This is a genomic window from Streptomyces sp. NPDC102514 (assembly GCF_055584525.1).
On record NZ_JBVJLW010000002.1, the window covers coordinates 222,045 to 234,705 of the forward strand.

Annotated in this window: 12 protein-coding genes; 2 read left to right on the top strand and 10 right to left on the bottom strand. The window is 71.8% G+C overall.

Features of this window, described 5'->3' with window-relative positions; genetic code table 11:
• Window positions 1-95 precede the first annotated feature (95 nt).
• The gene (locus tag ACZ60E_RS06035; RefSeq protein ID WP_469438631.1) at window positions 96-1,367 is read left to right on the top strand and encodes an RICIN domain-containing protein; all 1,272 of its coding nucleotides are present in this window, start codon (window positions 96-98) and stop codon (window positions 1,365-1,367) included.
• Between the two features lie 13 nt (window positions 1,368-1,380).
• Here ACZ60E_RS06035 and ACZ60E_RS06040 read toward each other — a convergent pair whose 3' ends face one another.
• The 5 genes from ACZ60E_RS06040 to tdh form a co-directional block, all read right to left on the bottom strand.
• The gene (locus ACZ60E_RS06040; RefSeq protein WP_469438633.1) at window positions 1,381-1,878 is read right to left on the bottom strand and encodes a GNAT family N-acetyltransferase; all 498 of its coding nucleotides are present in this window, start codon (window positions 1,876-1,878) and stop codon (window positions 1,381-1,383) included.
• 44 nt (window positions 1,879-1,922) lie between these two features.
• Window positions 1,923-2,477, bottom strand: coding sequence for a helix-turn-helix domain-containing protein (locus tag ACZ60E_RS06045; protein WP_469438993.1), 555 nt, complete (start codon window positions 2,475-2,477; stop codon window positions 1,923-1,925).
• A gap of 79 nt (window positions 2,478-2,556) precedes the next feature.
• Window positions 2,557-3,483 carry a LysR family transcriptional regulator gene (locus ACZ60E_RS06050; protein WP_384803918.1) on the bottom strand — a complete coding sequence of 309 codons (927 nt, stop codon included), beginning with the start codon at window positions 3,481-3,483 and terminating at the stop codon, window positions 2,557-2,559.
• Window positions 3,484-3,514: 31 nt separating this feature from the next.
• Window positions 3,515-4,717, bottom strand: a complete 1,203-nt coding sequence (locus tag ACZ60E_RS06055; protein ID WP_469438994.1) for a glycine C-acetyltransferase — start codon at window positions 4,715-4,717, stop codon at window positions 3,515-3,517.
• A gap of 104 nt (window positions 4,718-4,821) precedes the next feature.
• A complete protein-coding gene (gene tdh / locus ACZ60E_RS06060; protein WP_469438995.1) occupies window positions 4,822-5,850 on the bottom strand; it encodes an L-threonine 3-dehydrogenase in 1,029 nt (342 codons plus the stop codon).
• A 323-nt stretch (window positions 5,851-6,173) separates the two neighbouring features.
• Between tdh and ACZ60E_RS06065 the strand changes: the two genes are divergently transcribed.
• Complete coding sequence (locus ACZ60E_RS06065; RefSeq protein ID WP_469438636.1) at window positions 6,174-8,144, top strand: DUF2264 domain-containing protein; 1,971 nt, start codon at window positions 6,174-6,176, stop codon at window positions 8,142-8,144.
• A gap of 143 nt (window positions 8,145-8,287) precedes the next feature.
• On the opposite strand, the gene ACZ60E_RS06070 is transcribed toward ACZ60E_RS06065, so the two are convergent.
• From ACZ60E_RS06070 to ACZ60E_RS06090, 5 genes are all read right to left on the bottom strand, one after another.
• Entirely contained in the window at window positions 8,288-8,980 is a 693-nt protein-coding gene (locus ACZ60E_RS06070; RefSeq protein ID WP_469438638.1) for a GAF domain-containing protein, read from the bottom strand.
• Complete coding sequence (locus ACZ60E_RS06075; protein WP_107019936.1) at window positions 8,977-9,576, bottom strand: GTP-binding protein; 600 nt, start codon at window positions 9,574-9,576, stop codon at window positions 8,977-8,979. Before ACZ60E_RS06075 ends, ACZ60E_RS06070 begins: the two co-directional genes overlap by 4 nt.
• Window positions 9,554-9,925 (bottom strand): DUF742 domain-containing protein, encoded by a 372-nt coding sequence (locus ACZ60E_RS06080; protein WP_384803909.1) that lies wholly within the window; start codon window positions 9,923-9,925, stop codon window positions 9,554-9,556. The genes ACZ60E_RS06075 and ACZ60E_RS06080 overlap by 23 nt, the downstream gene beginning before the upstream one ends.
• A gap of 2 nt (window positions 9,926-9,927) precedes the next feature.
• The gene (locus tag ACZ60E_RS06085) at window positions 9,928-10,362 is read right to left on the bottom strand and encodes a roadblock/LC7 domain-containing protein (protein ID WP_384803906.1); all 435 of its coding nucleotides are present in this window, start codon (window positions 10,360-10,362) and stop codon (window positions 9,928-9,930) included.
• 77 nt (window positions 10,363-10,439) lie between these two features.
• Window positions 10,440-12,437 (bottom strand): sensor histidine kinase, encoded by a 1,998-nt coding sequence (locus ACZ60E_RS06090; protein WP_469438642.1) that lies wholly within the window; start codon window positions 12,435-12,437, stop codon window positions 10,440-10,442.
• Between the last annotated feature and the right edge of the window lie 224 nt (window positions 12,438-12,661).

A 12,661-nucleotide genomic window follows, 5' to 3' on the forward strand; every position in this document is an offset into this window, starting at 1 on the left:
CCGCACGTCCCGCGCCCCCCGTATCCCGGGTCGTGCCCCGCCCCACAACAGTTTCCTCTCTTCCCCGTTGGCCCAGAGGAAAGGTATGGAAGTACATGTCCGACCAGCAGCAGGCATCGGGAGAATCCTCCGCCCGCGCAGCGGAAGCCGGCACTCCCGATGCCGAGGCCGTCGCGGCCCAGCTCTCCGGCGACGGCGCCGGTAAGCCCCAGACCGCCTCCACGTCCGAGGGCACCGACGCGGGAAAGCGCGCCGCGAGCGAACCGGAGGCCGGTGCCGACCCCACCCCCGCCCCCTCCGCCGCAGCCCCCGACACCGAGAAGGCCGGGAGCGACCCTGAAAAGGCCGGCAAGCCCGAGGCGGAAGCCGGAGCCGGAGCCGGAGCCGGTGAGATCGCGCAAGGCCCCACCGGGAGTTCCGAGGGCGAGGCAGCCGGTGGAAGCGACGCGCAGGCGGTCTCCGCCGCGGCCACCAGGGAGCAGCACGAGGCCATAGCGACCGCCGCCTTCGGCAAGAACACGGCCGTCTCCACCCAGAGCGCGGTCGGCAGGCCCCGTAAGCCGGTGCTCGCCGGTGCCGCGCTGGCAGGCGCCATCCTGATCGCCGTACCGCTGCTGATCACGGTGACGGACAAGGACGAGGAGAAGAGGAACGTCGACAACGCGGCCTCCGACACCGTCCTGAACGAGGCAGGCGGCCCGGCCGGCGTCTTCGAGACCCAGGCTCCCTCCCCCTCGAAGTCGGAGCCGGAGAAGAAGAAGGAGAAGAAGGCGGAGCCCGTGGCCGCGCCGCCGGTCGCGGAGGAGGCCGCCGCACCCGCCCCGAAGCCGAGCCCTTCGCCGAGCAAAAAGAAGAAGAAGGCTGCCGCGAAGAAGGCGCCGAGCACGTTGCCGGCCGTCATGACCAGGGTGCTCATCAAGAACAACACCAACGGCACCTGCGTGGACGTCCCCGGCTTCAGCAGTGGCCGGGCGGACGGGCCGGTGACCCACGCGACGTGCAACAGCAACACCGACGACAACCAGCTGTGGAACGTCGAGAAGCGTTACGCCAACGCCGGGCCCGGCGGAGTACCGCTCTTCCAGATCCGCAATGTCATGGACAGCATGTGCCTGGACCTGCCCGGCTACCAGGGCGTCGGAGGTGCCACCAAGGTCACGGAGTTTCCGTGCAACGGCACCACGAACGACAACCAGCTGTGGTGGCTGGACAAGCAGTCCGACGGCAGGTTCTGGATACGCAACGCCGCCAGCAACAACCAGTGCCTGGACTCCTACGCCAACGACGACTCCACGCGCAGCCTGATCATCTGGCCCTGCGCCCCGGAGGGCCAGAACAACCACGAGTGGATCTTCACCCGTTCCTGAACGGGCAGCGGACTCACTCGGGCGGAGCCGACACGTCCTTGTAGTAGAGCGTGGTGGGGTGCAGCTCGCCCGTCGGCGTCCTCGCGTAGTCGGGGATCATGCCCGCCCTGGTCCACCCGGCCGACCGGTAGAGCGACTCGGCCGGGCTGTCGGTCTCGGTGTCCAGGGTGAGCAGGGTCAGGCCCGCCTCGACGGCCGCGCTTTCGGCCGTGGCGAGCAGCGAGCGCCCGAGGCCGCGCCCCCGTCCCTCCCGGTGCACCATCAGCTTCGCCACCTCGGCGCGGTGCCGGCTGTTGGGCTTGTCCGGGAGGACGAGGCTCACCGTGCCGACGATGTGGCCGTCCAGGTACGCGGCCCACACGGCGAGGGAGCCGTCCGTGAGCGCGTCCGCCCGCCCTCGCCACCACTCGACGGCCGTGGCACGGTCGAGCGGGGCGAGGAAGCCGATGGACGCGCCGCCGTCGACCGTGTCGGTCAGCAGATCCGCCAACTCGTCGGAAGCGGAAAGCATTTGATCGGCCGTCAGTCGTACGCAGGTCACGGCGGCCATGGCGGTCACGGCAGGACCACCGCCAGCGCGTAGCGCGCGTCCCGCGGACCGGGGCAGCGGAACCGCGTGGGCCCCCACACCCGCAACCGCAGGCAGTCGCCGGTGTCGAGCCGGTGCTCGGTGTCCTGGGCCGTGATGTCCAGCCGCCCGTCGAGAACCCAGATGTGCTGTTCGAGGCCGGGTACGGGCGGCCGGTCGTAAGCGATGTCGGCGCCCGCGGTGAGTCGTCCCTCGACGAGTTCGCCGCGTAGCCCCGCGTGCGGCGGGGACACCGAGCGGCGTACGAAACCGGCGGCCCGGTCCTCCCAGACGGCCTGGTCGGCGGCCCGTACCAGCGGGGCCGGTGCCGCCTCGGCCTCGACCTCGCTGAGGAGCTGGGACATGGTGCGGCCGTGGACGGCGCACAGGCGGTTCAGGAGCGAGGCCGTGGGGCTGATCTCGGCGCGCTCTGCGCGTGACAGGGTCGAGCGGCTCACCCCGCTGCGTTCCGCCAACTCGCCCAGGGACCAGCCCCGTTCGGCCCGCAGCTCGGCCAGCCGGGCGCCGAGCCGGACATCCATGGGGTCCCTGGGATCCGGGTGGGCGGCTGCGGGAACATTCGCGGGGGCCGCGCCTTCATCTCGTCTCACATCCGGAATGCTATCCCAGATGCGGGACGCCGGGTGGTGCCTCCGCCACCTCCGCCAGCGCTTCCAGCACCGGCAGGATCAGCGGGTGGGTCTCGGCTCCCCTGCGTACGGCGGCGAAGACCCGGCGGGTGGGGGCGACGCCGTCCACGGGGCGCACGACCACGCCCGCGAGGTCCATGCCCTGCAGGGCCGAACGCGGTACGAGGGCGACCCCCGCGTCCGCCGACGCCAGCGCGACCACCGCCCGGAAGTCGTCCGAGGAGTGTTCGAGCCGGGGCTGGAAACCGGCGTGCTCGCAGGCCAGGACCACCACGTCGTGGCAGGGGTTGCCCGGGTACGGGCCGATCCACGGGTCCTTGGCCAGCTCGGCGAGCGGCACCTCCGTACGGTCGGCGAGGCGGTGGGTGTGGGGCACGACGGCGTCGAACGGTTCGGCGTACAGCGGGATGTGCGCGAGGCGGGGGTCGTCGGCGTCCGGGGCGCCCCGGTACTCGACGGCGACCGCGACGTCCACCTGGCGGTCGAGCACCATCGGCAGGCTGGCGTCGCCCTCGGCGTCCTGGACGCGCAGGAGGATGCCGGGGGCCGTGCGGGCGAGGCGGGCCAGGGCGGGCGCGACGACGAGGCCGATGCCGGTCGCGAAGGAGGCGACGCTGACCGTACCGGCCGACCCCGAGCTGTACGCGGCCAGCTCCGCCTCGGCCCGCTCCAGCTGCGCGAGGACGGCGTTGGTGTGGCCGAGCAGGATCTCACCGGCCGGAGTCAGCCGTACGCCCCGGGCGCCGCGCTCCACCAGCCGGTGTCCCGTCTCCTGCTCCAGGGCGGTCAGCTGCTGGGACACCGCGGAGGGCGTGAGGTAGAGCGCGGCGGCGGCGGCCGTCACCGTCCGGTGGTCCGCCACCGCCCGGAGGATGTGGAGCCGCCGCGCTTCGATCATGCGGCTGATTGTCTCAGGACTTCGGGGAGAGTCAGGCGGTGTCCCCCGCCAGCTCCGCGCGGGCCGCCACGAAGGCGTCCACCGCGCGGTTCACGTCCTCGGTGGAGTGCGCGGCGGACAGCTGGACGCGGATGCGCGCCTTGTCCTGCGGGACCACGGGGTACGAGAAGCCGATCACGTACACCCCGCGTTCCAGCAGCAGCTCCGCCATCCGGCCGGCGACGGTCGCGTCCCCGATCATCACCGGGGCGATGGCGTGGTCGCCGGGGAGGATGTCGAACCCCTCCTCGGTCATCCGGGAACGGAACAGCGCGGTGTTGGCGGCGAGCCGCTCGCGCAGGTCGTCGGCCGCCTCCAGCAGGTCGAGCACCTTGAGCGAGGCGGCGGCGATCACCGGGGCCAGGGTGTTCGAGAAGAGGTACGGGCGCGACCGCTGGCGCAGCAGCGCGACGATCTCGCCGCGGGCGGCGACGTACCCGCCGGACGCACCGCCGAGCGCCTTGCCGAGGGTGCCCGTGATGATGTCGACGCGGTCCATGACGCCGTGCAGTTCGGGGGTGCCCCGGCCGCCGGGGCCCACGAAGCCGACGGCGTGCGAGTCGTCGACCATGACCATCGCGTCGTAGCGGTCGGCGAGATCGCAGATCTCGCGCAGCGGGGCCACGTACCCGTCCATGGAGAAGACGCCGTCGGTGACGATCAGCCTGCGGCGGGCGCCCGCGGCCTCCTTCAGCTGCTGTTCCAGGTCGGCGAGGTCACGGTTCGCGTAGCGGAACCGGCGGGCCTTGGACAGCCGGATGCCGTCGATGATCGACGCGTGGTTGAGGGAGTCGGAGATCACCGCGTCCTCCGCGCCGAGCAGGGTCTCGAACACCCCGCCGTTGGCGTCGAAGCACGACGAGTAGAGGATCGTGTCCTCCTGGCCGAGGAACGCGGACAGCCGCCCCTCCAGCTCCTTGTGCACCTCCTGCGTACCGCAGATGAAGCGCACGGACGCCATGCCGTAGCCCCAGCGGTCGAGCGCCTCGTGGGCCGCGGCGACGACCTCCGGGTGGTCGGCGAGACCGAGGTAGTTGTTGGCACAGAAGTTGAGGACCTCACCGGGGCGGCCGCCCGAGGTGACGGTCACGGTCGCGGACTGCGGGGTGCCGATGACACGCTCGGGCTTGTGCAGGCCCGCGGCGCGGATCTCGTCGAGGGTGGTGCGGAGGTCGTCACGTACGGAGTCGAACATCATCAGTCCTTACGGGGTCCGGAGTCCTTGAGGAGTCCAGGTGGGTCCAGGTCCTTACGGGTCCAGGGCCTTGCAGAATCCAGGGCCTTGCAGGGTCCAGGTCCTTACAGGGTCCAGTCGAGGATGACCTTGCCGCCGCGGCCGCTCGCCGCGTCCTCGAAGGCCGCCTCGAAGTCGCGGTGGCCGTAGCGGCCGGTGATGACCGGCGCGAGGTCGAGGCCGCCTTCGAGGAGGACCGACATCGCGTACCAGGTCTCGAACATCTCGCGGCCGTAGATGCCCTTGATCGTGATCATGGAGGTGACGATCCGGGACCAGTCGACGGCGAACTCCTCGGACGGCAGTCCGAGCATGGCGATCTTTCCGCCGTGCGTCATGTTGGCGAGCATGTCCCGCATCGCGACCGGATTGCCGGACATCTCCAGGCCCACGTCGAAGCCCTCGCGCAGGCCGAGGGCGCGCTGTCCTTCGGCGATGCCCGACTCGGCGACGTTCAGCGCGCGGGTGACACCGATCTTGCGGGCCAGCTCCAGGCGGTCCTCGCTGACGTCGGTGACGACGACGTGCCGGGCACCCGCGTGCTTGGCGACGGCGGCGGCCATCAGGCCGATGGGGCCCGCCCCGGTGATCAGTACGTCCTCCCCGACCAGCGGGAACGACAGCGCGGTGTGCACGGCGTTGCCGAACGGGTCGAAGATCGCGGCGATGTCGAGGTCGACGGGGACGCGGTGCACCCAGACGTTGGACGCGGGCAGTGCCACGTACTCGGCGAACGCGCCGTCGCGGCCGACCCCGAGGCCCACCGTCGCACGGCACAGATGGCGCCGGCCGGCCTGGCAGTTGCGGCACTTCCCGCAGACCAGGTGGCCCTCGCCGCTGACCCGGTCGCCCACCGCGATCTCGCCGGCGTCACGGCCCGTCTCCACGACCTCGCCGACGAACTCGTGGCCGAGCACGAGCGGCGCCTTGATCGTCTGCTGCGCCCAGCCGTCCCAGTTGCGGATGTGCAGGTCGGTGCCGCAGATCCCGGTCCGCAGGACCTTGATCAGCACTTCGCCGGGGCCGACGACCGGCTCCGGTACGTCCATGAGCCGCAGCCCGGGCTCCGCCTTCTCCTTGACCAGCGCCTTCAACGGGGCTCCCGTGCGTGAGGTCCCGGATCCAGGCATGCCGAAGGACACCCGCACCGGGGAGAGGAGTGGATTCGAGCAGCAATCTGCCGTACATCGGCCCCCCGGGTCCATCGAGGTTTTCTTAACCACCGCCGCAGCTTTCCTTCACACCGTCGGCCTCCCATTGATCTTTCGGCGGCCACCGGCCGTATCCCTCTTCGGAGAACAGGACCAGAACGCCGGATCAGCACGCCCCATCGGAGCACCACATCGGAGCGCCGGACAGGAGAGCTGGACCGGAGAGCTGGAACCGCCCCGGCGACCGAGGAGTCGGAAGTCCCGCCATGCCCGCACCTCATGTGTCCCTGCCGCCCGCCGACCACGTCCTGTCGCCGCACACAGGCTGGACGCGGGCGCACTGGGAGACGCTCGCCGACCGACTGCTGGAGGCCCTGGTCCCGTACGCCACACCGGGACACGCGCAGTACCGGCTGCCCGGCCGGACCTCCTCGTCGGGCGTGGTCGCGGACGGACTGGCGGGGTTCGCACGGTCATTTCTGCTGGCCTCCTTCCGGATCGCCGGGGCACAGGGCGAGGTCGATCCCCGTCTTGTGGAACGCTACGCGCGGGGTCTGACAACGGGCACCGACCGCGACGGCGGCGAGGCCTGGCCCGAACTGACCGACTGCTCCCGGCAGATGTCGGAGGCCGCCACGATCGCCGTCGCCCTGCACGAGAGCCGCCGCTGGATCTGGGACCGCCTGGACGGCGGGACGCGGGAGCGGATCGTGGACTGGCTGTGGGGAGTCGTGGGCCGCCGCACCCCGGACGACCACAGGCGCCTGCACCAGGTGGTGACCGAGCAGTTCCTCGCCTCGGTCGGCGCGCCGTACCGGCAGGACGACATCGACGCCGGACTGGACCGGCTGGACGACTCGTACGCGGGCGACGGCTGGTACAGCGACGGCGAGGGCCGCGCCTTCGACCACCTCAACGGCTGGGCCCTGCACCTGTATCCGCTGCTGTGGAGCCGGATGGCCGGCGGCGGGGGCGGCGGCCGTGGCCAGGTCTTCCGGGACCGGCTCGCCCGGTATCTCACCGTGCACCCGCACTTCTTCGGCGGCGACGGCGCTCCCGTGCACCACGGCCGCTCCCTGGCATACCGTTTCGCCGCCGTCACTCCGGCGTGGCTGGGCGCCCTCGCCGGCTGTACGCCGCTGGCCCCGGGCCTCACCAGACGGCTGGCGTCCGGCACGGTACGGCACTTCGTCGAGCGCGGGGTGCCCGACGAACGGGGGTTGCTGCCGCTCGGCTGGTACGAGACGTTCCTGCCGCTGGCCCGGCCGCACTCGGGACCGGCGTCGCCGTACGGGGCGAGCACCGGCTTCCTGGGCCTGCTGCTCCCTCCGGAGCACCCGGTGTGGACCGCACGCGAACTGCCCCTGCCGGTCGAGGAGTCGGACCGGTACACCGCGCTCCCGGCGACGGGCTGGCTGCTGCACGGCACGAAACGCGACGGCATCGTGCGCCTGATCAACCACGGCGGCGACGGCACCTCACCGGCCGGGGTCTCTGGGGGCCCTGGGCCCACCGGACTCGCCGGGGTCGCCGGGGTCGCCGGGGTCGCCGGGGTCGCCGGGGTCGCCGGGGTCGATCCGCCCGAGGACGATCCCTATTCCGCGAAGTTCGGCTACTCGACGGCGACGGCTCCCGAGGCCGCCGCGCACGCGGGGAAACGGGCCGTCGACGGACATGTGGCACTGGTGGCCGCGGACGGCACCCCGTCACGCAGACGGACGGTCGTCCCGCTGCACTGTTCCGGGCGGACGGCGGCCTCCCGCCACGAAGGCCGGGTGCCCGGCGGCAAGGAGCGGTTCACGATCGACACCACCAGCGTGCTGCGCGGCCCCTGGGAGATCCGCGTGCACCGGGTGCTCGCACCCTCCGGGGTGACGCTACGGGAGGGCGGTTACGCGGTCGCGGGCCCGGCCCGGCCCACCTCGGAGCGCGGGTACGGCTGGGCTCTGGCGCGCACCGGCGACGGGCTGACCAGCGTCGTCGTGGCGCTGCACGGCTGGGACGAGGACAGCGGCATCGCACGCGAGGCCGAGGCCAACGCCTTCGGTCCCCACTCGGCGACGCCGTACCTCCGGTGCGCCGCGGGCCACCCGGGAGACGGCGGTGTGTACGTCACACTGCTCGCGCTGACCCGCGACTCGGTGCACCCCCAGGCGTTACGGGAGTCGGTGTCCTGCGCGGTCGAAGGACACGAGGTCCGGATCACCTTCCCGGAGGGCGACACGGTCTCCGTATGACCTCACCGGAAGCTCCGTACGGCTTCACCGGAGGCTCCGTACGGCTTCACCCGTGGCTCCGCTCCGTACGACGTCGCCGGTGGGCGGCGCGAGCGTACGCGTGGCCGTGGGCCAGTGCCCGGTGGCCGGTGGCTGGTGCCCGGTCAGGGCCCGACCTCCCTCAGCTCGATCTGCTCGACCAGCTCCGCCGCCATCGCCTTGATGGTGTCCAGGCCCGACCTCCCCCACGGCCTGGGTTCGACATCGGTGACGCACACCGTGCCGAGCGCGATGCCCGTACGGTCGAGCAGAGGGGCGCCCAGGTAGGAGTGGATGCCGTACTCGTCGACGACCGGATTGCCCGCGAAGCGTGGGTAGTCGCGCACGTCCTCCAGGACCAGCGCCTTGTGGCGGACCACCACATGGGGGCAGAACCCATAGTCGCGGGCCATATGGCGGCCGGGTCCGATGGAGGGCGGGGCCGAGCGGCCGAGGTCGGCGTCACCGCGGATCGTGTCACCGCCGCCGCCACGGTCGCTGCTGATGCCGGTGCCGGTGTCCATGGGGTCGTGCCGGGTGTCCGGGAGCCGGGCATGCGGGGGTTGGGAGTGCAGGGCCCGGGAATGTGGGGGCTGAGCATGCAGGCCCGCGAAGAACTGCCGTTCCTCGCCGACGAAGTTGACCATCGCGTACGGCGCCCCGGCCAGCTCGGCCAGCCGCCGTGCGAACGCGTCGAGGGCCGGTTCCGCGCGCTCCCCCAGGCCCAGCACCCGCAGTCGGCACGTCCGGGCGGGTGCCTCCTTGTCCTCGGGCGTGAGCAGCAGCCGACCGGCCGCGCGCGACGGGTCGTAGCTCATGTGTGTGCTCCGTGGCTCGGGGCGCGCGTGGGTGCGTGGGCGAGCAGATGCCGTACGAGGGTGAGCAGGGTCTGCACCCCCGAACTGGAGATCCGCGCGTCGCAGCGCACGACCGGCACGCCCGGGTCGAGGTCGATGGCCGCGCGCACCTCCTCCGGGTCGTAGCGGAAGCCGCCGTCGAACTCGTTGACGGCGACGATGAAGCCGAGGCCGCGCTGTTCGAAGAAGTCGACGGCGGCGAAGCAGTCCTCCAGGCGGCGGGTGTCGGCGAGGACGACCGCGCCGAGCGCGCCTTCGGAGAGCTCGTCCCACATGAACCAGAACCGTTCCTGTCCGGGCGTGCCGAACAGGTACAGCACATGTTCCGCGTCGAGGGTGATGCGCCCGAAGTCCATCGCCACGGTCGTCTCGACCTTGTTCTCGATGCCGTCGAGGTTGTCGGTCGCGGCGCTGACCGTGGTCAGCAGTTCCTCCGTGCTGAGCGGCGCGATCTCGCTCACCGCGCCGACGAAGGTGGTCTTGCCCACCCCGAAGCCTCCCGCCACCAGGATCTTCAACGCGGTGGGGAAAGGGTCAGAGCTGTCGTCGTAGTCCATCGAGCACTGCCTCCAGAAGAGACCGGTCAGTGGGGTTGTGGTGGAACGTCGGGGGCTTCATGGACAGCGCCCCGCAGTCGACGAGGTCGGACAGCAACACCTTGGTCACTGCTGCCGGCAGCTTCAGATGCGCGGCGACCTCGGCCACCGAGACGGGGTCCCGGCACAGTTCGAGCGCCTGGGCGTGCTCGGGGCCGAGGTAACCGAGGGGGGTGACGCCGGTGGACATCACCTGGGACAGGAGGTCGAGCGCGGTGCTCGGCCGGGTCCTGCCATTGCTGACCTGATAGGGCCGCACCAGGCGGCCGGCCGCGCCGTCGAGCCAGGGCCCGTCGCCGGCCGCCGCCACGTTCAAGGCCTCATCGCCGGAGGTTCGGCACTGTGCTGCCGCGGCGCGGTCATCAGGTACGGGCGGACGCTCTTGACCAGCATCGCCATCTCGTAGCCGAGCACGGCCGCGTCCGCGTCGCGCCCGGCCAGCACGGCCAGACAGGTGCCGGAGCCCGCGGTGGACACGAACAGCAGCGTGGAGTCCAGCTCGACGACGACCTGGCGTACATCGCCGCCGTCGCCGAAGCGGACGCCCGCGCTGCGCCCGAGGGAGTAGAGCCCGGAGGCCAGTGCGGCCATGTGGTCGGCGCTGTCGGGATCGAGTCCGTGCACCGACTTCACGAGGCCGTCGCAGGAGAGCAGCACCGCGCTCCTGGTGTGCGGTACGCGCTGTACGAGGCCGCTCATCAGCCAGTCGAGATCGGATGCATGGCCGGTCGGCACATCGCTCGCCATGGGGGATCGACTCCTTGTAATACGAAGGTCTTCGGGAGCGGAAGTGTGGGTGTGCGTGAGGGCGGGGGCTGCGTGATTCATCCGGCCGGTGCGCTCCCGTCGTGCCGGGCGGGCTCCATGGGGGCAGGCTCCATGGGCGTCGGCTCCATAGGGGCGGGCCCCATGTGGGCCAGACCTGTGTGGGCCGGACCCGTGTGGGCGGGTCCCATGTGGGCCGGACCCATGGAATCCATCTCCCTGCACTGGGCCTCGGCGAGGCCGATGCCCCGCTGGAACGCCGCCATCAGGCCGGGGTCGTGCCCCACCAGGAACTCGGACTCCTGCCGGGGCGCGGGCCCGCCGCGCAGTTCGGGCACGATGTGTTCCTGCGCCCGCCGTTTGGGCAGTTGGGGCCTGGTCATGCTGCCGCGCACCACTCCGTTGCGCGGGGTGGGCGGCGCGACCGTGTTCTCGGCGACGGCCTGCCTGTCGTCGGCCCGGATCCCGGGAACGGCCTCGGCGGGGTTGGCCCTGGTCTCGGCCCCCCGCACCGGGAGGGGGGCGGGACCGCCACCGCCCCCGTTCACGAGGGTCAGCCCGACGGGCGTACCGTCCGGTTGCGCCTGTGGATGCGCCTGCGCGGGCACGGCGGTCCAGGCCTCGTGCGTCGGGGTCCCATGTGTTGGTGTCCCATGTGTCGGCATCCCATGAGCCGGGGTCCCGTGTGGGGGCGTCCCATCGGCCGGGGTCCCATATGCCGACCGCTCATGGGTGGGGGTCGCATGGGTGGGGAGCCCATGTGCAGGGCCCCCATGTGCCGCGACCTCATGGACAGGGGACCCGTTCACCCCGGTCGGCGCCGCCGTCAGCGCCCCGGGCTGCGCACCCTCCTCGTCCCCCAGCAATGCCTGCGGCACGACCAGTACGGCCTGGACGCCGCCGTAGATGTTGGTCTGCAGCCGGACGGCGATCCCGTGCCGACGGGCGAGTTGGGAGACCACGAACAGTCCGATCCGGCCGTCCTGGAGCAGGCTCGCCACATTCACCTGGTCCGGGTCGGCGAGCAGGGCGTTCATCTTGTGCTGTTCGGCCAGCGGCATGCCGAGCCCGCGGTCCTCGACCTCGACGGCGAGCCCGGACGTGACCACGTTGGCCCGGAGCAGTACCTGGGTGTGCGGCGCCGAGAACACCGTGGCGTTCTCGACGAGTTCGGCGAGCAGATGGATCACGTCGGCCACGGCGTGCCCGCGCACGGTCCCGTCGATGGGCGGTACGAGCTTGACCCGTGAGTACTGCTCGACCTCCGCCGTCGCGGAGCGCAGCACCTCGGTCATGGAGACCGGGTTGCTCCACTGCCGGCGCGAGACGGCACCGCCGAGCACCGCGAGGTTCTCGGCGTGGCGGCGGATGCGGGTGGCGAGGTGATCGACGTGGAAGAGGCCCTTGAGCAGGTCCGGGTCCTCGATCTCGTTCTCCAGCTCGTCGAGGATCGAGATCTCGCGGTGGACCAGGGACTGGAGCCGCCGGGCCAGATTGACGAAGACCTCGACCTTCTGCTCGCTGCCCGCGTGGCTGGACAGCTGGGAGGCCTGGACGACCGCGCCGATCGCCCCGTCGTGCGCGGACGCCAGGTCCTCGGCGAGCAGGTCGAAGTCGTCGGCGTCCGCGGCGGGCCGGCTGCGCGGCCGGCGTGCGGGCGGGCCGTCACCGCGGCGCAGTGTCTCGACGAGGCCGAGCAGATCGGCCTGGCCCCGGGCGCTGATGCGGCGCAGTGTCCGGATGCGGTCGTGCACGGACCGGGCGGCCCGGTCCGCGGCCACGGTCGCGATCACGATGCCCGCGAGAGCGACCGCGAGGGTTCCGGAGAGCACGATCCACAGGGTGAGATCGGGGCGTGCGCCGGTCGTGCGGACGGTGAAGAGCACGGCGGCGCTCGCGCTGAGCGCCACCGCGAGGGGCGGCAGGATCGCGAGGCGGAGCAGTTGGGGGCGTATGTGGGTCTCGGGCAGCGTGGGGGCGATGCGGACGACCGGCCGCCCGTGCCGCCCGCCCTCGCGGCGGTCTGCGCGTGCGGCCGGTGCGCGAAGGTGAGACATCTACGTCCTCGTACTGGTGTGGCGGGGCTGTGGGGGTCCCCCGGTCGAGAGAGCCGAAGAAATAGGCCCTCTGTCGCTCAGCGGCCACTCACAGTAGTCGCCACCGCATCATGTGCGGTGGGCAGTTGACAAAGTCCGACGGCTCACGTCCCGCTCTGGTATGAGCGTTCGTACGACAGACCGATAAACCCCTCGAACACGCGCCTCCGTGTCTCGCTGAACTG